Genomic DNA, 20,198 nt, shown 5'->3' on the forward strand with positions numbered 1-20,198 from the left:
TATTCCCTGCTTCATTCAATAGGTGAAGCAGGGAATAGTAAAGTATTTGCTTTTATAAAATCTTGTTGTGCCTACTGAATGACTTCCGGGCTACCAGTCATTCGTGCTTTATCACGGCTGCCTCTTTTTAGTGAAAGCAAGTACTATTTAACCTTTCAAGCATCAATGAATTTTTTTAAATCCACCTTTCTTGCTCTGATAATATTGTCGGTTTTCTCTTGTGCAAAACCGATAAACCAATCAGAAAAAGCTTCTAACACTAGTGAGGTTTCTACGAGTGGGCATACCAAATATGTGAATACGTTCATAGGTACGGCTCCTTTGTTAGACCCCAAAGTGATCGGATATACTCCCCCTAAAAACTGGAGGGTTTGGGCAGGGCTTGTTTACCCTGGTAGTTCGCTTCCTAACGCCATGGTACAGCTAAGCCCCATGACGGAATATGGCTCAGGAGCGGGATATGAGTATGAAGACACGCTTATTCATGCCTTTACCCATACCAACAAAGGGCACTGGAACCTGTGTAATATTCCTGTATTGCCTGTTACAGGATCTACCAAAGGCAAAGATGCCTTTTCCTCAGGCTTCTCCCATGACCAGGAAAGTGCCTCTCCTGGTTTTTACAGCGTAATGCTGAAAGATTACCAAATTCAAGTTAACCTTACGTCAACTCTAAGAAGCGGCTTTCACCAGTACATCTATCCCTCAAACAAAGAGCGCAGCATTGTCTTTGATTTGGCAAAAGCTAACAACAGGGTAAGAGTTTGGAGCATTGAGCAGGTCGGCACACAAGCTGTGCAAGGGCACCAGGATGTGGGGGAGAAAATCTACTTCTATGCCCAGCTAACTACAGAATTAAGCAGCCTGGAAAAGAGAGAAGAAGGCAAAAGAACAGGAGTAGCTATCCTGCACCTCAAAGATGGAGGAAGCCCAACTGTTGAAATGAAAATAGGCCTTTCTTTTGTCAGTGTAGAAAACGCAAGGCAGAACCTGGAAAGCGAAATTGGGAATAAAAGCTTTAACACCATCAGAAGCCAAGCCAATACCACTTGGGAAAATTTGCTTTCCAAGATTCAGGTAAAGGGCGGCACACAGAAGCAGAAGGAATTACTTTATACCTCCTTGTACCGGTCTTTATTATGGCCGGCTTTACGCAGCGACACCAACGGCGAATATACAGATGCCAGAGGTAACACCGCTAAAGCTGATTTTAACTATTATACGGAGCCTTCTTTGTGGGATACCTACCGAAATAAGGATGTGCTGTTAGGGTTGGTTTCACCCCAGGTTGCCCTAGACGTCATTAAGTCCATGAAAGATGTAGGAGACAAAACGGGCGCTATTCCAACTTTCTTCCATGGTGATCATGGCGCATCGTCAATTGCTGGAGCCTACTTAAGAGGTATTGATGATTTTGATGTCAAAGCTACGTACCAGCTGTTGCTGAAAAATGCGAATGCTGAAAATAAGGCAAGACCATACGGTGCGGAATACATCCAAAAAGGGTATATCTCAGACCCGGATATTCCCAATCCGCATGTGGAAACAAAGGCAAAGGCCGGCGTGTCAAAAACCCTGGAATATGCCTATGACGATTACTCGCTTGCCCAGATGGCTAAAAAATTAGGCGACACCACTAATTACCGGATATTGATGGCGAGATCAAAGAACTATAAAAATATGTTTGATCCCTCTACCCGGTTCATGCGCGGCAGATTAGACAATGGGCAGTGGATAAAACCATTTAATCCGCAGTATCCTTACTACGAGTACATGTACCGGGAAGCCAATGCCTGGCAAGTTTCTTTCTTCGCCCCGCACGATATGGCCGGTTTAATAGAGTTGTACGGCGGACCTAAAGGATTTGAGTCAAAACTAGATTCACTTTTCACCGTGCCCTGGAACCCCAATCATATTGCCAGAAACATATCTAGTTTCATTGGTCAATATTGTCACGGGAACCAGCCAGACCACGAAGCTCCATACTCTTATTACTTCATAAACAAGCCAGAGAAATCACAGAAGATCTTGGATCATATCATGCAAAACCTGTACGGCATAGGTGAGCATGGTTTAGCTTTGTCAGGCATGGATGATGCAGGAGAAATGTCAGCTTGGTATGTCTTGAATGCCATAGGTTTATACACGTTTTCAGCAACTGATCCTGAATATTTAGTCACCGTCCCGCTTTTTGATGAAGTGCGGTGGTCTAGGGACAACGGCAAAGAATTGGTGATTAAAAAGTCAGGAAAAGACCGAGAATTGAAATCTATTTTAGTCAACGGCCAAGCCCAGAAAGGCTATTTCATCTCGCATGACCTGTTCAAGAATGGCGGTGCCGTAACAGTAGTTACAGGCAATTAATTTTAAAGGAAAATCGCAACTAAACTTGATGCATACCTTTCTGTTTTCAGGCTGTTTTTACAAAAACAGCCTGAAAACAGAAATTCATTTTACAGAGGCTTTAGGCAGCGAATGAGTACTTCGGTAAAAGGCATCAGGAATCAGTCTTTGGCCTCTTTTTGAAAAAATAGGTCAAAAACAGTTCAAACAAATACAAACAGAAAGTAGAGGAGCAACCTAAGATGGTAAGACACAGTTTTTTTACGATCTTCTTTTTATGGGTGTCTGTGGCGGTGCAGGCGCAGCAGTACAGCCTTCTTTCCCCAGATAAAAAAACAGAAATCAGACTGACTGTTTCAGACAGCATTTACTATGAGGTTAGCACAGACGGCAAAAAGCTGGTAAATGCATCGGCAATACACTTGGGCACAGATTTCAACCAAAAAGTAAACTGGAAGGTAAAGAAAACCAACAAGCGGTCTGTCAACCAGGTGTTGCACCCAGTAGTGTGGCAAAAAGGAAAAGAGGTGCCAGATACCTTTAATGAGCTGAGCCTGACTTTTGCCAACAACCTGGCCCTAGAGTGGCGTGCCTTTGACAATGGCGTAGCCTGGCGGTGGATTGTTGACAAGAAAGGCCCCTATAAAATAACCAGTGAGGTAGCATCCTTCAAGTTCAATCAAGCGGAAAAAGCTTGGTACCCGCAGGAAGATGGCTTCTTCTCCCACAATGAACGCGCCTACCTCCAATTAGCCCCAGACAGCATCAGTGCCAAGCAACTAGCTAGCCTACCTGCTCTTTTCAGTGTGCAGAACATGCGGGTATTGCTAACTGAAGCAGACCTGCTGAATTATGCCGGCATGTGGTTAAGAGGAAATGGCTCTGGCGGAGTGAAGGGTGTTTTTCCTAATTACCCTAAGCAGACCAAATTAAACGGTGATAGAAATGTACTGGTAACAGAACGTGAGGATTTCATCGCTAAAATGACCAATATCCAATCGCTCCCCTGGCGAATCATCATGATTGCCCGCAATGATGCCGAACTGCTGGTCAACCAACTGGTGTACCAGTTGGCCAGCCCCTCAAAAGGAGACTTCAGTTGGGTAAAGCCAGGAAAAGTGCAGTGGGACTGGTGGAACGACAACAACATTACCGGAGTAGATTTTAGAGCGGGAATAAACAACGACACCTACAAGTACTACATAGATTTTGCGGCCAAGTTTGGGATAGAGTACGTGATTCTGGATGAAGGCTGGAGTGACACCAGAGATTTATTGAAGCAGATGCCTGGTATTAACATACAGGAACTCTCTGACTATGCTCACCAGAAGAATGTAAATTTGGTGTTATGGGCTAACTGGTTGGCACTGGACGGAGATAAAATGGAGCCAACTTTAGACCAATTTGCCAAGTGGGGCATTAAGGGAATAAAGGTTGATTTCATGCAGCGCGATGATCAGGAAATGGTGAATTACTACACCAGGGTATCAGAAGCTGCAGCCAAAAGAAAAATGCTGGTAGACTTTCATGGAGCCTATAAACCTACTGGCCTTTATCGCACCTATCCCAATGTGATCACCTATGAGGGCGTCTTAGGCCTGGAGCAGAACAAAGGAAGCGATAAAGTAGACCCAGAGCACAATGTCACCATCCCGTTTATCAGAATGGTGGCCGGACCAATGGATTACACCCCGGGCGCTATGCTGAATGCCCAGAAAAATATGTGGAAGCCGTTCTGGTCAAAACCCATGAGCTTGGGAACAAGGGTGCATCAATTAGCTATGTATGTGGTGTATGAGAGCCCGCTGCAAATGCTGTCAGACAACCCTACGCATTACTACAGGGAGCCCGAAGCCATGGAGTTCCTAAGCCAGGTTCCAACAGAATGGGAGCAAACTATACCGTTGCAGGCCAGGGTGGGTGACTATGTGCTTATGGCCAGAAAAGCCAAAAGCGGAGATTGGTATGTAGGTGGCATGACCGATTGGTCTCCACGTGATTTGAGCTTTGATTTATCTTTTTTAGGAGAGGGAAACTATACCATGCAGGTCTGGAAAGACGGAATAAACGCCGACCGCAATGCCGAGGACTTTAAAATGGAAAAGGTAACAGTCTCTAAAAGCTCATCTGTCACTGCCAATTTGGCCAAAGGCGGCGGGTGGGTTGCGCGCATCAGTAAAAAATAAAAGAAGGGGGTGGGTGTAAAGCCCTGCCCGTTGCTTTAACAAGTTTGAAATTTATACTTTATGAGTCAATCAACAGTAGTAGGCGTTGATGTAGGAGGAACCCATATTTCTGCCGCCCTGGTCAATATAGAAACAAGCTCTTTAGTGGCAGAAAGCTACGTGCGCAAAGATATAGACGCCCAGAGTACCGTTACCCAAATTATTAATGACTGGTGCGAGGCCATTCAGCAAACCCAAGGGTATGATGGCAGCTCTTCAAGTAAAATTGGCATTGCCATGCCCGGTCCGTTTGATTACGAAAAGGGTATTTCTCTCATGAAAGGCCAGAATAAATATGACATCCTGTATAACTCAAATGTAAAGGAGTTACTGGCAGAAAAGCTGCAATTGCCGGTAGAGAATATCCGGTTCCTGAACGACGCGAAATGTTACCTTATGGGTGAGGTATTCTGCGGTGCTGCGCAAGGCCAAAGGCAAGTGCTGGGGTTAACGTTAGGTACTGGTTTAGGCTCTGCCTGGTACCACCACGGAGAAGTAACAGATGCTGATCTCTGGTACTCACCTTTTAAAGAGAGTATTGCGGAGGAGTATTTGGCTACCCGCTGGTTCGTGAACCGCTTTCATGAGCTTACCGGTGAGCAACTCAAAGGCGCGAAGGAAATAGCGGAATTAGCCGCCCAGAAGGAAGTGGCGCAACAGGTATTTCAAGAATTCGGGAAAAACCTGGGGCAGTTCATAGAACAGGCAGTAACACATAAGCCTGCCGACTTTGTAGTGATTGGCGGCAATATCTCTAAAGCCTATCCACTTTTTTCTAAGGAGTTGGAGCACCAGTTGCAAAAAGCAGGTTTGGCAATTGCTATTCGTGTAGCTGAGTTGGGCGAGAAGTCTGCCCTCATAGGCGCGGCAAGCTCTTGGCGAGAAAGCCTGCTCCAGGAACAGGAAGAAGTATAAGATCGGGTCCTTAAGTAGGTGTTGTATCAGCAAGAAGTGAAAGAAAATATTTCTGTTTTAAGCTTATTTTCTGAAAAACTGGTCAAAAACAGAAATACCTGACTTCCTGCCGGCTTTTTAAAATGAATGAGGCAGGTCTCCTTACCACTTGGCTCAAATGCATCTCCATAAAACTCAACTTACATCTTCTCTGCTATTATGAAAAGAATCAGTTTGTTTTTGTTCTTAGTTTGGTTGCCTCAATTGGTGCTCAAAGCGCAAGAACTCAGAGCCCCCGCTTATCCATTAATCACCCATAACACCTATTTCAATGTCTGGTCTTTCGGCGATAAACTAGCTGAAGTACCCACCACTCACTGGTCAGGGCAAGACGCTTCCTTAATTGGTTTGGTGAAGGTAAACGGGAAAGTATATCGCTTCCTCGGTAAAGAAGCAAAAACCTTCCGTACAGTTCTGGCAGCCTCTGATGAACAACCCTACTCGGTTGCCTACACTGAAACAGCCCCAGCAACCGGTTGGATGAACCCGCAGTTCAATGCTGCATCCTGGAAAACCGGGGCCGCTCCGTTCGGAGATGACAAAGCCCGCGCCAAAACAGCCTGGAACAGCAAAGACCTGTGGGTAAGAAGAACATTTTCGTTTAATGAAGCCAATACTGAAAAACTTTATCTAAAGCTAAGCCACGATGACGACGTGGAAGTATATCTGAACGGAGAAGAAATCTATCGGTATACTGGCTGGAGCCATCCCTTTCAATACCATCCCATCCCAGCTGCCATCGCCAAGAAACTGAAAAAAGAAGGCAATGTATTGGCCATACATGTAGCCAATACTGCTGGTGGCCAGTCGTTAGATGCCGGACTGGCGCGCGAAGTAACCTCTACGGCTTACGAGAAGATAACTCCAGCAGTGCAGAAAAGTGTGCAGTTGAACGCCACCCAAACCATTTACCAGTTCACTTGCGGACAAGTTGATGTTACCGCCACCTTCACCTCACCCTTGCTATTGAACAATCTTGATGTATTGGCCCGCCCGGTGAGCTATGTGACTGTTGCAGCCAAATCAAATGATAAGGCTACCCATGACGTGCAGCTATACTTGGGCGCTTCTTCTACACTAGCCGTAAACAAACCTGAACAGGAAGTGGCTAGCCAGGAATACACCGCAGAAAAGCTGTCTATTCTGAAGATGGGTACTGTGGCGCAGCCCATGTTCCTGGAGAAGGGCGAGAAAGAGCGCATAGACTGGGGCTATTTCTATGTAGCCGTGCCCGCTGCCGCCAAAGCCACTCAGTACGTTTCAGAAGCAGGCAAAGAACTGGCCCCGTTTCTCTCTACCACTGCGGGCAATCCTGAAAACACCAAGCAGGGGAAAAACCTAGTATTGAGCACCATTGTGCCCTTGGGTAAAGTTGGGGCGAGCGCTAAGGAGCAGGTATTTCTTTTAGGGTATGATGAACTGTACTCGGTGCAGTATTTTAACCAGAACCTAAAGCCCTGGTGGAAGAACGGTGCAGGTGCCACCATAGAAAAACAACTAGGACAGGCAGCGGCAGATTATCCTAAAATCATTCAGCAGTGCCAGGCCTTTGACAAGAAAATGTACCAAGACGCTCTGCAAGCCGGAGGTAAGGAATACGCAGATTTGTGTGAATTGGCCTACCGCCAGGCCATAGCTGCCCATACGCTGGTGAAAAGCCCAAGCGGTGAAACCTTATTTCTCTCAAAAGAGAACTTCAGCGGTGGGTTCATAGGAACGGTAGATGTGACCTATCCATCAGCGCCTCTATTTTTGCTTTACAACCCTGAGCTGGTGAAAGGCATGCTAAACGGTATTTTCTACTACAGTGAAAGCGGGAAGTGGAAGAAACCGTACCCTGCGCATGATTTAGGCAACTATCCTTTTGCCAACGGACAAACCTACGGCGAGGACATGCCAGTAGAGGAAGCTGGCAATATGCTGATTCTTACCGCAGCCATTGCTAAAGTAGAAGGCAACGCAGAGTACGCCAAAAAGCATTGGGAAACCTTGACCACTTGGGCCGAATTCCTGAAGAAGAGTGGGTTTGACCCTGAAAACCAACTTTCCACCGATGACTTTGCCGGCCACTTGGCCAGAAACGCTAATTTGTCTATCAAGGCCATTGAAGCTTTAGGTGCCTATGGCATGCTGGCGGACATGTTGGATAAACCAGACATTGCCAAACAGTACACGGCCGTGGCCAAAGAGATGGTGCAGCAATGGATGAAGCTAGCCAAAGACAAAGACCACTATACCCTTGCCTTTGAAAAGGAGGGAACCTGGAGCCAGAAATACAACCTCGCCTGGGATACTATTTTAGATCTGAATCTCTTCCCTGCCTCCGTGCGGGAAACAGAAATGAAGTATTATCTTACCAAGCAAGGATCTTATGGCCTTCCGCTAGATAGCCGCAAGACCTACACAAAATCTGACTGGATCATCTGGACCGCCACTCTGGCAGATAACTCTAATGACTTTAAAGCTATTGTTTCGCCGGTCTGGAAATACGCGAACGAAACATCTTCCAGAGTTCCTCTCAGTGACTGGCACGAAACTACCGATGGCAAAAAGACTGGTTTCCAGGCACGGTCAGTGGTGGGTGGCTACTTTATGAAACTGCTGAAAGATAAGCTAGACGAGAAGCCTTTACCTAAAGCTAAGGCCAAATAGAACTTTTGCTAATTTTATATAAACCCAAGTTGATCTAAAAAGACTTTTAAACATCACTACCTTAAACTTATTACTGGCTAATGTTAAAAATAGCAAGAATACTCTTTACATGTAAGGAGCGAACCGTAGCGGTAATCGCCTGTATGGCTATGTCTGCCATGGCTCATGGTCAAACTGCCGTTCTTCCCCTTCAAGATCTGACTTCGTTCCAGAACCCCGGTAAATCATGGCAGATTGCAGGAAATGTCTCTGCTGATCTTTCTGATGAGAACGAGTTTAATGTGGGCAAGGGAACCGGGGTGCTGGTGAACATGCCAAGCAGAAGAAACAAGGGGCAGGATTTGCTTACAACCTTCGAACATGGCGATGTAGACCTTGAACTTGACTTTATGATGGCCAAGGGCTCTAACTCCGGCATTTACCTGCAAGGCCGGTACGAGGTGCAATTGCTGGATGCCTGGGGTTCTACCCACCGCTCGGCTGCTAGTCTCGGGGGCATTTACGAGCGTTGGGACGAAAGCCGGCCGGAAGGGCAGAAAGGATATCAAGGCTATGCTCCCCGGCAAAACGTAGGGCGCGCACCAGGCCTCTGGCAGCATCTTAAAATTTCTTTTCAGGCTCCACGGTTTGACGCCAGCGGCAAAAAGACAGAGAATGCCAGAATAATGAGAATTGAACTGAATGGAGTAATCATTCAGGAAGATGTAGAGTTGTTCGGGCCTACCCGGGGAAGCATCAGCAATGAAGAGAAAGCTACCGGACCTCTTCGGTTTCAGGGAGATCACGGGGCAGTGGCTTTTCGGAATATAAAAGTAAACCAGTACAGCAAGCCGCGTCCGGAACTTAAAAATCTGACTTATAAAATCTATCAGGGAAGGTATGAGAAGCAGCCGCAATATGATAGCATCCCGCCCGAGGCAGAAGGTCCCCAAGGAACCTCCAATATTCTGACCTCCAACTTAGAGGCAGGTACAAAGCAATACCTGATCAGGTACAACGGCACCTTGGTAGTAAAAGAACCAGGAGAGTATACGTTCAACATTCTTGCCCGCGGCGGTTCTGGTTCAATTAAAGTAAATAGTCAGGACGTAGTGCCTTACAGATCGTGGGAGGGGAAAGGCACTGTTACCTTACCTGCCGGTGAAGTACCGTTTGAGTTATTGTATTCAAAATACATGGATTGGGAACGTCCGGTTTTGGCGCTGCGGGTAAGCGGGCCGGGGGTACGGGAGTTTCTGATCAGCGAAAGAGACTTGTCTCCCGATGTGGAAGCCGATCCTATTATAGTGTCTGCCCAGGAGCGGCCGGTGTTGCGGAGTTTTATGGACCTGCCCGGCCAGTACAGGGTCACGCACGCCGCATCGGTGGGTAGTCCAAATCAATTGCATTACACCTATGACTTAGACCACGGCACCTTGATACAGCTCTGGCGCGGCGACTTCCTGGACGCCACGCCCATGTGGCACGAGCGCGGCGACGGTTCTTCCCGCCCTTTAGGCTCAGTACAACGCTTTGGAAAGCCTACCATTACCTTGGCCACTCTAGCCAGTGATCAGGCAGCCTGGGCCACCGACACTACCGGTACCACTTTTATTCCGAAGGGATATAGCCTAGACCAGAATTCTGAACCCACCTTCAGGTACCAGATTTACGGAGCTACTGTGCAAGACGCCATCCGGGTCATTGAAAACGGAAAAGGCCTGCAGCGCGAACTGAATATCCAAAACCCGGCCTCTGGGTTATACGCACGTGTAGTAGAAGCAGAAAAAATTGAGGACGCAGGCAAAGGCATGTATCTGATAAATGATAAAGCCTATTACCTGCGCCTGGATGACCTGGCCGGAGCCAAACCTATTATCAGAACAGTAAGTGGCCGTCAGGAGCTCATCGTACCGGTGCGTTCTAAATTGACATATACTATTCTTTATTGATTTCTAAAGCTAACAACCGATGCAAAAAATAGGAAAGAGAATATGGCAGCAGGTGCTTTTAGCCGGAGCCTTGTTTGCAGGATTGGGCACAGAGGCAAAAGCGCAGGAGTCGCCTAAAGAAGAAGACTTTTTCAAGATCATGCGTGTTCCGTCACCAGAAGGCACCCTGCTGGAAGTAGGAGGTTTGGTGGTATTGCCTAATGGAAACTTAGGAATATCTACTCGGCGCGGAGATGTTTTCATTGTGGAGAACCCTACCAGTTCTAAACCGCACTTTAGAAAATTTGCCTCTGGGCTGCATGAGATTCTGGGCTTGGCTTATAAAAATGGATCTCTGTACTGCGCGCAACGCGGCGAACTCACTAAACTTACCGATACCAATAATGACGGCAAAGCGGATATGTATGAAACCGTATATGCCTGGCCTTTATCGGGTAATTACCATGAGTACAGCTTCGGCCCTAAAATAGCTCCGGACGGTTCTTTCTTTGTGACAACCAACATTGGTTTCACCACTCCTTGGTGGGAAGGCAGAAGCATAGTGCCCTGGCGCGGCTGGACTTTGCATATCACTGAAGACGGCAAAATGGAGCCTTGGGCAGCCGGCATGCGCTCTCCCGCCGGCTTGGGCATGATAGACGGTGAATTTTTCTACACTGAAAACCAGGGAGACTGGGTAGGCTCTGGTGGTTTGTGGCACCTGAAAAAAGGAGCCTTTGCCGGGCACCCCGCCGGCCTGAAGTGGGCAGATCAGCCAAATTCACCGGTAAAAATCACCCAATCACAAGTATACTCCATTGTTGATCCGCGTGACCAGAAGAACGAGAAAGGAGAATACGTTAAACCAGAGAATATCCCTAATGAACCGGTAGTCACCTTATCTGACGTGAAAAAGAAACTTCCGGGTATTCAATTGCCGGCCGTGTGGCTTCCGCACGGAATTTTAGGGGTTTCTAACACTGAGATTCTGGAAATACCGAAAGACCATTTCGGGCCGTTTGAGGGGCAGTATCTGGTAGGAGACCAGGGGCAAAGCAAGATCATGCGTGTAGTACTGGAGAAGGTAAATGGAGAATACCAGGGCGTAGCCTTTGACTTCCGGAGCGGTTTTCAGTCAGGAGTTTTGCGCATGGCCTGGGCGCAAGATAAATCACTGTTTGTAGGTGAAACCGCCCGCGGGTGGGGAGCCGCCGGCGAGGCTAGCGAAGGATTGCAGCGCCTGGTCTGGAATAACAGGATTCCGTTTGAGATGACTACCGTAAAAGCCATGCCCGACGGGTTTGAGGTAGCCTTTACCACCCCCATTGACAAAAAATCAGCGGAAGATCTGGCCTCTTATGCGGTAGAGAGTTTCAGCTACAAATACCATCCGGTGTACGGAAGCCCAATTGTCAACAGAAAGAAATTGCCGATAAAAGGCGTGAAGGTATCAGAAAATGGCATGAACCTACGGTTAGTGGTAGAGGAACTGCGCGAAGGCTACATTCACCATATTCAACTGGAAGGAGTGCGGGCTAAAGAAAACGCTTATACCCTGGTGCACCCAGATGCCTACTACACGCTTAACCATATTCCGGCCGGCGCCAAGCTTTCTTTGAAAGAGACCAGCACCAGAAATTCTGCGGCGGCACCTAAGCCAAATGCGGCAAAAGCGAAAACACCAGCTGCGAAGGCTAAGGCTAACAGCAATGTTCCTGCTAAGGCTCCTGCACCAAAAGCCAAGCCTGACAATGTTGTGTTTACCTTCAATGATGTAAAGCCCCTGTTAACCAGAAACACATGTTTGGCTTGCCACAACACTGAAAAGAAAATGGTAGGTCCTTCTTTTAAAGACATTGCCAAACGCAAGTACACGAATCAGCAGATAGTAGAACTAATTCATAATCCTAAACCAGAAAACTGGCCAGGTTATACCCCTATGCCTCCTATGCCGCAGGTTCCCCAAAGCGAAGCCCTTAAAATTGCCGCCTGGATTAACACCTTGAGGTAAGAAGCCTGAAAATTTTTTTGAATGGCTTCTGGTTGGCGTTTCAACTTGCTGAACGCATGGTAAAAGCTTTCTGTTTTGGGCTGTTTTTTTGTAAACAGCCCCAAAACAGAAAGCACTACCGTGTATTTGCCTCTTGTAGGCCAGATATCTAACTCTTCATACAGACTCTTAAAATAATTCATTGCTGAATGCAGCCGCACTTAAAAGCGAGAAAATCTTTATGAATAGAAAACTAACTTTTACCTGGACCTTGGCATTTGTAGCTGCCGGGTTTCTGACCCAGGAAGCTGCCTTTGCCCAAGAGGTGCCAAAGCCAGCTAAAATGACCCCAGAGATGACCGAATTTTGGGAACCGGAGCCACGCGTAGTAACCCCCGGGGTAAACAATGCCGCCCCTTCAGACGCAATTGTGCTATTCAACGGCAAAGATTTATCAGAATGGAAAGCCAAATCAGACGGCGGAGAGGCTAAATGGACACTTAAAAATGGAGCCTTTACCGTGGGCAAAGGAGATATCACCACCAAAAAAGAATTCGGTGATTTTCAGTTGCACATAGAATGGAGCGCTCCAGACGAGGTAAAAGGCAGCAGCCAGGGGCGCGGCAACAGCGGTATTTTCCTTCAGGATAGGTACGAGGTGCAAATACTAGATTCGTACCAAAACCGCACCTACGCCAATGGCCAAGCCGCCAGTGTTTACAAACAGCATCCCCCGCTGGTGAACGCCATGCGCAAACCTACTGAGTGGAACGTGTATGACATCATTTATACGGCACCCCGCTTCAAAGAAGACGGCTCTCTTTTTTCACCGGCCCGTGTTACGGTGTTGCACAACGGAGTGGTAGTACAAAACAATGTTGAAATAAAAGGCCCCACCGAATACATTGGGCTGCCGCAGTACAAAGCTCATGGAAAGGCCCCCATTAGCTTACAGGACCATGGTGACTTAATAAGTTACCGCAATATCTGGATCAGGGAATTATAAACTGAAGTGCCAGTAGCTTCTGTGACGGCATCGGTTAAAAACCTTAATGCTATATCACCACTCTTAGCCAGCTAACTCGCGTTTCTGTTTTTGACCTGTTTTTAGAAAATGGGGTCAAAAACAAACCTGACGGGGCAAGGGCTGACATCAAAAATTAAGACAACCCAATAAAGCTTTAACCAAAAACAAGATTACCAAAATGACTACTACTGAAAAAGAAACACTTTTTAAGGACATTGAAAAGAAATTACAGCAGCAGGGCTTTGAGATCTCTAACAAAGACATGACCCGGCCCTGGGGCGGTTTCTTTGTGATAAAGGAAGACCAGGCTCAGCAATTCGCCGATATCTTTTTCGATGGAATGGCCATTGAAGATTTAAAAATATCAGGCAAACTTAGCCCTAAAATATTGGTTGTTGCCCCTGAGAAAAGACTATCTTGGCAGTACCACCACCGCCGGGCAGAAATCTGGAAAGTAGTAGACGGCAAGGTTGGCGTTGTAGTGAGTGACACCGACGAGGAAGGTGAGGTAAAAGAACTGGAACCGGGCAGCCTTATCACGTTACAGCAAGGTGAACGCCACCGGCTGGTAGGTTTAAGCGGTTGGGGCGTTCTGGCCGAGATATGGCAGCACACAGACATTCACATGCCCTCAGATGAAGATGATATTGTACGGGTACAAGACGATTTCGGGAGGTAAAGCATCCTCGGTTCAATAAGCTTTCTTTATAGACTGGCTTATTGCCATTTTGATTCATCAAGGCAATGCCCCATGAAGCAAATAACAGAGACCTCTCGAACAGCCTTACCGCAACCGCTACTGAAAAGTAAGATCTCATTCACAGGGATTGTATAGGTGGTTGAATTCGTTTTCGTTACCTCTCTTTTTATGCTCTGGGGCATTGCCATATCCATGAGCTACGTGCTGAAAAAGAGCTTTTAAACCTGCTTCGGGTAGCTAAGGCTCCGTCAGGGTTTGTGCAGATCTCTTACACCTGTGGTGCAGAACTTAGCACTAGTATAAATTACAAAGGGTTTTTATGGTTGAGGAGTTTTCTGGGCTTCATAACCTCGGGAAAACCAGCATCCACTGCTTAAACTGCAAAGCGACATTAAACTTTTTTTCTAGCTATGAAATCTATTCTAATCACCGCCTTCTGTGCTATCTTTTTCACACAGGCATTTGCTCAACAGAAAGTTAGAATTGCTATAGCAGGACTTAGCCACGGGCACGTAGACTGGTTCTTCAACAGATCAGATAAAACTGATATTACTTTGGTAGGGATCTATGAGCCAAATAAGGAATTAGCGGAGAAATACGCTAAGAAATATAAAATTAACCCACGCCTTTTTTTTACCGATCTTGCTACAATGCTTGATAAAGTAAAACCAGATGCAGTCTCTGCCTTTGGAGCTACTAATGAGCACATTGCTGTTGTACGGGCGTGTGCTCCAAGAAAAATACATGTAATGGTAGAAAAGCCGCTTGCTACTACCTTGGCAGACGCAAAAGAAATACAGTCTCTGGCTCAGGCAAATGGCATTCATGTGTTGACAAACTTTGAGACATCTTGGTATGCTAGTAACCAGTATGTTAATAATCTGGTGGAAGAGGGCAAGCTAGGGGAAATTCGCAAAGTAGTAGTCAATAGTGGGCACCAAGGACCTAAAGAAATCAACGTGAGTGATGAGTTTTTTGAGATACTGACAGATCCAGAGAAAAACGGAGCCGGGGCCTTGATGGATTTCGGCTGTTACGGCGCTAATTTAATGACGTGGCTGATGAAGGGAGAAAGACCTATTTCCGTAACCGCGGTAATCCATCAGAATAAGCCAGGCATTTATAAAAAGGTAGACGATGAAGCATCTATCATATTGCAGTACCCCAAAGCCCAATGTATTATCCAAGGTTCTTGGAACTGGCCATTCTCCAGGAAGGATATGGAAGTATATGGAACAAAAGCTTACGCCATTGCGGTTGACGCAACCACCGTACACCAACGGCTGGCAGAAAATTCTCCTGAAGAAGCCATGAAGATAGCACCTCGCCCTGATCCCTATACTGATCCTTTTGCTTTATTTGCCTCTGTGGTAAGTGGGAAATTAACTCTAGGTAAAAACGACTTATATAACTTGCCTATTAATGTTACAGTTGTTGAAATACTAACGGCGGCCAAACAATCTGCAGCATTGAATAAAACTATATTTTTAAAATAACCTCTATAAGTCTTAAATGAAGGAACAATGCATAAGAGAATAAGCTGGTTTTCTCTTATGAACCCCAATTCATTGCGAAATAAGGGTATCAAGATTGTATTCCGGAGGCCACCTATAAGGCGAAGACTCAAAGCTTATGCAAGCAAAAAGCCACTTACAAGTTTTATCTCGTAAGTGGCTTTTCTTGTTGCTCCCCCTCTTGGGCTCGAACCAAGGACCCCATGATTAACAGTCATGTGCTCTAACCGACTGAGCTAAGGAGGAGTGTTATTCGTTGCCGTAGCGTTGAATAGTGATGCAAAAGTAATGGGCTGCCTGTGATTACGCAAGTGTTCCTCAAGAAAAATTTTAGTCTTTTTAGTAAAACGCTGAAAATGAAAGGAGAAATTTTTTCGTTTTTGCCCTCTTTTCGAAAAAATAGCTCTAAAACAGCTTTTTACTTTTGAGTAGGATACTCATAAAACCCGCGTCCGGTTTTGCGGCCGTGGTGCCCGGCATCCACTTTTTGCTGTTGCCAGCGGCTGGGTCTGAACTTAGGGTCTTGGTGAAAGGCCTCAAACATGGCGCTGGTCACCGAGAAATTGGTATCTACGCCAATCAAATCCATGAGCTGGAAAGGACCCATTTTAAATCCGCTGGCCTGTAGCAGGCGGTCAATGCTTTCATGGCTAGCTACGTTTTCTTCCAGCAGTTTCAGGCTCTCTACGTAAAAATGACGAGCCACCCGGTTCACAATAAAGCCAGGGGCGTCTTGGGCAATAACCGGCGTTTTGCCCAATCTCAGCGCCAGTTCTTTCATGAGCTGCGTTACTTCTGGGGCGGTGGCGGCTCCTGAAATTACTTCCACCAGTTTCATGATGGTAGCCGGGTTGAAAAAGTGAAGTCCTACCACACGCTCGGGGCCCTGCACCTTGGCCGCAATGCGGGTAATAGGCAGCGAGGAGGTGTTGGAGGCTAAAATTGTGCTTGGCTTGTTCTGTTGCGCTACCTCATTTAAGATGCTATGCTTCACATCCAGCCGCTCCACTACGGCCTCAATCACCACCTCAGCCCGTAGCTGCAGCACATCTTTAGTGAAAGTAATTCTGTCAAGTATCTCCTCTTGCTCCTGTGAAGAGATTTTTCCTTTGTCCGCCAGCTTCGCCAAAGAAGCCATGGTAGTGGTTTCCGCCTTCTCCAACACGGTGGCATTGATGTCATACAAGATGGTGGTGAAACCAGATTGGGCACATAATTGGGCAATGCCCTGACCCATGGTGCCAGCTCCAATTACTGCTATTGTTTCAATGTCTTGAAGAGTCATTTATTAATGTGCTGATGTGCTAGTTGATTTGGGAATTTGAAGATGTGGAAATTTGAGAATGGCAATATTGTGGCCTAGTTTTCTTGTGGTACTACCTAAACTCGAGAACGGTAATGTGACTATAAACGTTTTCGGCCTGCTTTTTGAAAAACAGGCCGAAAACAGCAAATTTGTGTAGAGCGTCTAAATTGTACCAATTTCTGAATTAAAGACAAACTAGCACATTAAGAAATTAGCACATTGTCAAACCGCCTCAAACTGACGCAAAAAGCGGGCGTCGTTCTCGGTGAATAGGCGAAGGTCTTTGATCTGGTATTTGAGCATGGTAATGCGCTCAATGCCCATGCCGAAGGCGAAACCGGAGAACTCTTTAGAGTCGATACCGCAGTTTTCCAGCACCTGTGGGTCAACCATACCGCTACCGCCAATCTCTACCCAGCCGCTGCCCTTGCAGATGTTGCAGCCCGTGCCTTTGCAGATGTGGCAGGTGATGTCAATCTCGGCGCTGGGCTCAGTGAAGGGGAAGAACGACGGCCGGAACCGGATCTGCGTGTCAGGGCCAAACAGCTCCTTCACGAAGTAATATAAGGTGTCTTTCAAGTCTTTGAAGCTTACGCCCCGGTCCACAAACAGACCCTCTACCTGATGGAACACGCAATGCGCACGCGCCGAGATAGCCTCATTCCGGAATACGCGTCCCGGCGACAAGGTACGAATAGGCGGTTTCTGGTGCTCCATCACGCGCACCTGTACGCTGCTGGTGTGGGTGCGTAGCAACATGTCTGGGTTTTTGCTCAGGAAAAAGGTGTCCTGCATGTCGCGGGCGGGGTGGTTCTCGGGGAAATTCAGCGCAGAGAAGTTATGCCAGTCGTCTTCCATCTCCGGCCCCTCAGACACATTGAAACCAATACGCTCAAAAATACGGATGATCTGCTCCCGCACGCGGGCCAGCGGGTGGCGGGTGCCCAAGGTGTTAGGCACGGGCGGCAAGGTGAAATCTAAACCAGACAGAGCATCGGGCGTGGCGTTCTGCTCCAAGGCTTCCTGCGCAGCGTCAAACTTCTGCTGTGCCAGTTGCTTCAGTTGGTTTAGTTCCTGGCCCACCTGCTTGCGCTGCTCCGGTGCCACGGTTTTCATCTCGTCAAACAAAGCGGCAATCTGGCCTTTCCGGCTTACATAGGTGTTCTTGAAGGCCTCCAGTTGCTCCTTGTTCTCTATAGTATAGGCCTCTACCTCTTGGGTCAGGCGTTTAATATTCTCGAATAGCATAGGGCAAAGATAGCAATTAACGAAATACGGCACACCTACCTACTCGTGCAGCAGCTATGGCTAAATGTTTTGAGGCTGTTTTTCCCAAAACAGCCTCAAAACAAAATATTCAGGCACTGAAATTACCAGTTCAGAAGGCTTTTTAGCGGTTTGGTCAGATTTAACATTTGGTATTGTCTTAAGTCAGGTAGTTTTCCTTTCATAAATATAGCTTTGCTACTATATATCCTTTTACGGTATACAGATTATCAATGAGTTAAATTTACTCGGAAACTTTGGAAACATGAAAAGTTTCCATGCGTTTGCGCCCGATTTAGCTAATGAACATGGAGACAAAAGAGAGGATCATGAAAGAAGCCCTAACACTTTTCTTTAAAAGAGGGGTGAAAGCGGTTTCCATGGATGATGTGGCGGCGCACCTAGGCGTGTCTAAAAAAACCATCTATAAGTGGTTTGTGAACAAAGACGAGCTGGTGTTTGAGAGCATACAAGAATATGTGCAGGCCATGGAGCAGACGTGCTGCGGTACTATTGAAGGAGCTAATAATGCACTGGAAGCCTTGTTTCAGATTTTAGAAATGGTGAGAGGGCTTATGCGTGAGGTGCACCCCAGCATTTTCTATGACCTACAGAAATATCATGCTAAAGCCTGGCAGCTGTGGCTAGACCATAAAAATGGTTTCTTCCTACAACAGACCAAAGAGAACATACAGCGGGGCATAGAAGAGAAACTGTTTCGGCAAGACGTGGACGTGGAAATTGTAAGCCGCTTAAGGTTGGCTGAGGTAGAGTTAGGCTTTAATTCAGAAGTGTATCCGGTTGCCCAATTTGACTTGCAACAGGTGCAGATAGCCCTGCTGGAACATTTTCTGTTCGGCATTGCCACCATCAAGGGCCATAAACTAATAAATCAATACAAACAGATTACAGAAGAAGAATAACAATTATTATGAAAAAGAACATGAAGGCGGGCTGGCTTCTGGTCGGCTGGCTTCTGGGAGTAAGTTTGCATTCCCAAACTGTACAGGCGCAGCAAGCGCAGGCATTGTCGCTGGAGCAGGCCATACAATATGCCCTGGAAAACCAGGCGGCTGTGCAAAATGCCAAAATAGATGTGGAGTCTGCCAAAGCCCGAGTGGGGGAGGTGCGTTCCATTGGGCTCCCTCAGGTGAACGCCGCTGTAGATTATAGCAATAACCTGGCTATTCAGCGGGTGTTCTTACCAGCCGTGTTTATAGGTGACCAAACACCTGGTGCAGTCATAGCGGCTCCATTCGGTACAAAGCACACTAACACTTTGTCTTTGACTGGTAGCCAACTGCTGTTTGACGGTTCATATCTTCTGGGCTTAAAAGCTGCTCAGGTGTATACCCAACTATCTGAAAAAAGCCTAAAGCAAACCAAAGTACAGGTAGCTGATGCCGTAACCCGCGCCTATTATACCATCTTAATCACCGATGCGCGTGCGGCGCTGGTTGACCAGAACTTAGTTAGGCTGGATTCTATGCTGCGTGAAACCCGCATCATGAACGAGAATGGCTTTGTAGAGAAAATAGATGTAGACCGGTTGGTGGTAACCAGAAACAACCTGCAGTCTGAGCGTGACAAGCTAAAGAGCTTGCAGGAGCTAGGTTACAACCTGCTCAAGTTTCAAATGGGCATGCCACAGGCGCAGCCTCTGGTACTCACCAGCACCATACAAGAAGCCATTATCGCTACGGAAGATGAACTGGAAGAGATGAACTACGCCAACCGGGTAGAATACTCTATTCTTCAAACCAATAAAGAACTGGCAACCCTTGATCTGCGCAATAAACGTGCTGGCTACCTGCCAAGGTTGGTATTAACAGGCCGCTACGGCGGTAACACCGCCAGCAATGAGTTCGGAGACCTGTTCAAAGGAAGTGATTACTACCAGTTCGCTTCATTTGGCCTTGGGCTGCAGATTCCTGTGTTTGACGGGCTAGCCAAAAAATACCAGATACAGCAAAGCAAATTAGCCCTGCAGAAGGTAGACATTGGGTTTAAGGAGTTGGAGCAGGCTATTGATCTACAGGTGGCACAGGCGGTTACCAACCTGAAGAATGCCAGAATTCAACTAGATGCCCAGCAGCGGAACAGAGCTTTAGCCCTGGAAGTGCTGCGGGTGGCAAAAATTAAGTACCGTGAAGGAGTGGGCTCCAGTATTGAAGTGTTGAATGCTGAAACTGCGCTGAAAGAAGCTGAAACCAACTACTCCAATGCGCTCTATGACCTGATTATTTCACAGGTAGACTTACGCTTAGCCAAGGGTACTTTAGTCACCCAATAAATCAATTCACAGATACTA

General features: G+C 46.8%; 13 protein-coding genes and 1 tRNA gene. 11 read left to right on the forward strand and 3 right to left on the reverse strand.

Features of this window, described 5'->3' with window-relative positions; translation table 11 throughout:
* Positions 1-165: 165 nt before the first annotated feature.
* The 9 genes from A8O23_RS00190 to A8O23_RS00230 all read left to right on the forward strand — a co-directional run bounded on the left by A8O23_RS00190 (position 166) and on the right by A8O23_RS00230 (position 15,297).
* The gene (locus A8O23_RS00190; RefSeq protein WP_082882812.1) at positions 166-2,364 is read left to right on the forward strand and encodes a GH92 family glycosyl hydrolase; all 2,199 of its coding nucleotides are present in this window, start codon (positions 166-168) and stop codon (positions 2,362-2,364) included.
* 221 nt (positions 2,365-2,585) lie between these two features.
* Positions 2,586-4,529, forward strand: coding sequence for a glycoside hydrolase family 97 protein (locus A8O23_RS00195; RefSeq protein ID WP_066615168.1), 1,944 nt, complete (start codon positions 2,586-2,588; stop codon positions 4,527-4,529).
* A 60-nt stretch (positions 4,530-4,589) separates the two neighbouring features.
* Positions 4,590-5,483: an ROK family protein gene (locus tag A8O23_RS00200; protein ID WP_066615170.1), complete on the forward strand. Its 894-nt coding sequence runs from the start codon at positions 4,590-4,592 to the stop codon at positions 5,481-5,483.
* A gap of 198 nt (positions 5,484-5,681) precedes the next feature.
* Positions 5,682-8,174: a glutaminase family protein gene (locus tag A8O23_RS00205; RefSeq protein WP_066615177.1), complete on the forward strand. Its 2,493-nt coding sequence runs from the start codon at positions 5,682-5,684 to the stop codon at positions 8,172-8,174.
* A gap of 80 nt (positions 8,175-8,254) precedes the next feature.
* Entirely contained in the window at positions 8,255-10,105 is a 1,851-nt protein-coding gene (locus A8O23_RS00210) for a family 16 glycoside hydrolase (protein ID WP_066615178.1), read from the forward strand.
* A 19-nt stretch (positions 10,106-10,124) separates the two neighbouring features.
* A complete protein-coding gene (locus tag A8O23_RS00215) occupies positions 10,125-12,095 on the forward strand; it encodes a hypothetical protein (protein WP_066615179.1) in 1,971 nt (656 codons plus the stop codon).
* A gap of 220 nt (positions 12,096-12,315) precedes the next feature.
* The gene (locus A8O23_RS00220; protein WP_066615815.1) at positions 12,316-13,080 is read left to right on the forward strand and encodes a 3-keto-disaccharide hydrolase; all 765 of its coding nucleotides are present in this window, start codon (positions 12,316-12,318) and stop codon (positions 13,078-13,080) included.
* 199 nt (positions 13,081-13,279) lie between these two features.
* Positions 13,280-13,780, forward strand: coding sequence for a cupin domain-containing protein (locus tag A8O23_RS00225; RefSeq protein ID WP_066615180.1), 501 nt, complete (start codon positions 13,280-13,282; stop codon positions 13,778-13,780).
* A 431-nt stretch (positions 13,781-14,211) separates the two neighbouring features.
* Positions 14,212-15,297: a Gfo/Idh/MocA family protein gene (locus A8O23_RS00230; protein ID WP_066615183.1), complete on the forward strand. Its 1,086-nt coding sequence runs from the start codon at positions 14,212-14,214 to the stop codon at positions 15,295-15,297.
* 190 nt (positions 15,298-15,487) lie between these two features.
* On the opposite strand, the gene A8O23_RS00235 is transcribed toward A8O23_RS00230, so the two are convergent.
* The 3 genes from A8O23_RS00235 to pheS all read right to left on the reverse strand — a co-directional run bounded on the left by A8O23_RS00235 (position 15,488) and on the right by pheS (position 17,869).
* Positions 15,488-15,561: transfer RNA gene (locus A8O23_RS00235), tRNA-Asn, on the reverse strand.
* A gap of 172 nt (positions 15,562-15,733) precedes the next feature.
* The gene (locus tag A8O23_RS00240) at positions 15,734-16,600 is read right to left on the reverse strand and encodes a 3-hydroxyacyl-CoA dehydrogenase family protein (protein ID WP_066615187.1); all 867 of its coding nucleotides are present in this window, start codon (positions 16,598-16,600) and stop codon (positions 15,734-15,736) included.
* 243 nt (positions 16,601-16,843) lie between these two features.
* Positions 16,844-17,869 (reverse strand): phenylalanine--tRNA ligase subunit alpha, encoded by a 1,026-nt coding sequence (gene pheS / locus A8O23_RS00245; RefSeq protein ID WP_066615189.1) that lies wholly within the window; start codon positions 17,867-17,869, stop codon positions 16,844-16,846.
* A gap of 326 nt (positions 17,870-18,195) precedes the next feature.
* Between pheS and A8O23_RS00250 the strand changes: the two genes are divergently transcribed.
* Together A8O23_RS00250 and A8O23_RS00255 are read left to right on the forward strand one after the other, a co-directional pair.
* The gene (locus tag A8O23_RS00250) at positions 18,196-18,810 is read left to right on the forward strand and encodes a TetR/AcrR family transcriptional regulator (RefSeq protein WP_066615817.1); all 615 of its coding nucleotides are present in this window, start codon (positions 18,196-18,198) and stop codon (positions 18,808-18,810) included.
* A gap of 8 nt (positions 18,811-18,818) precedes the next feature.
* Positions 18,819-20,180: a TolC family protein gene (locus A8O23_RS00255; protein WP_082882814.1), complete on the forward strand. Its 1,362-nt coding sequence runs from the start codon at positions 18,819-18,821 to the stop codon at positions 20,178-20,180.
* The last annotated feature ends 18 nt before the right edge of the window (positions 20,181-20,198 follow it).

The sequence above is a fragment of the Rufibacter roseus genome (assembly GCF_001647285.1).
In the GTDB taxonomy this organism is placed as follows: domain Bacteria; phylum Bacteroidota; class Bacteroidia; order Cytophagales; family Hymenobacteraceae; genus Nibribacter; species Nibribacter roseus.

Coding starts and splice junctions, on each gene's coding strand:
- A8O23_RS00255 (WP_082882814.1), top strand. CDS start 18,819: ATGAAAAAGAACATGAAGGCGGGCTGGCTTCTGGTCGGCTGGCTTCTG.
- A8O23_RS00210 (WP_066615178.1), top strand. CDS start 8,255: ATGTTAAAAATAGCAAGAATACTCTTTACATGTAAGGAGCGAACCGTA.
- A8O23_RS00195 (WP_066615168.1), top strand. CDS start 2,586: ATGGTAAGACACAGTTTTTTTACGATCTTCTTTTTATGGGTGTCTGTG.
- A8O23_RS00190 (WP_082882812.1), top strand. CDS start 166: ATGAATTTTTTTAAATCCACCTTTCTTGCTCTGATAATATTGTCGGTT.
- A8O23_RS00200 (WP_066615170.1), top strand. CDS start 4,590: ATGAGTCAATCAACAGTAGTAGGCGTTGATGTAGGAGGAACCCATATT.
- A8O23_RS00225 (WP_066615180.1), top strand. CDS start 13,280: ATGACTACTACTGAAAAAGAAACACTTTTTAAGGACATTGAAAAGAAA.
- A8O23_RS00250 (WP_066615817.1), top strand. CDS start 18,196: ATGGAGACAAAAGAGAGGATCATGAAAGAAGCCCTAACACTTTTCTTT.
- A8O23_RS00220 (WP_066615815.1), top strand. CDS start 12,316: ATGAATAGAAAACTAACTTTTACCTGGACCTTGGCATTTGTAGCTGCC.
- A8O23_RS00230 (WP_066615183.1), top strand. CDS start 14,212: ATGAAATCTATTCTAATCACCGCCTTCTGTGCTATCTTTTTCACACAG.
- A8O23_RS00205 (WP_066615177.1), top strand. CDS start 5,682: ATGAAAAGAATCAGTTTGTTTTTGTTCTTAGTTTGGTTGCCTCAATTG.
- A8O23_RS00240 (WP_066615187.1), bottom strand. CDS start 16,600: ATGACTCTTCAAGACATTGAAACAATAGCAGTAATTGGAGCTGGCACC.
- A8O23_RS00215 (WP_066615179.1), top strand. CDS start 10,125: ATGCAAAAAATAGGAAAGAGAATATGGCAGCAGGTGCTTTTAGCCGGA.
- pheS (WP_066615189.1), bottom strand. CDS start 17,869: ATGCTATTCGAGAATATTAAACGCCTGACCCAAGAGGTAGAGGCCTAT.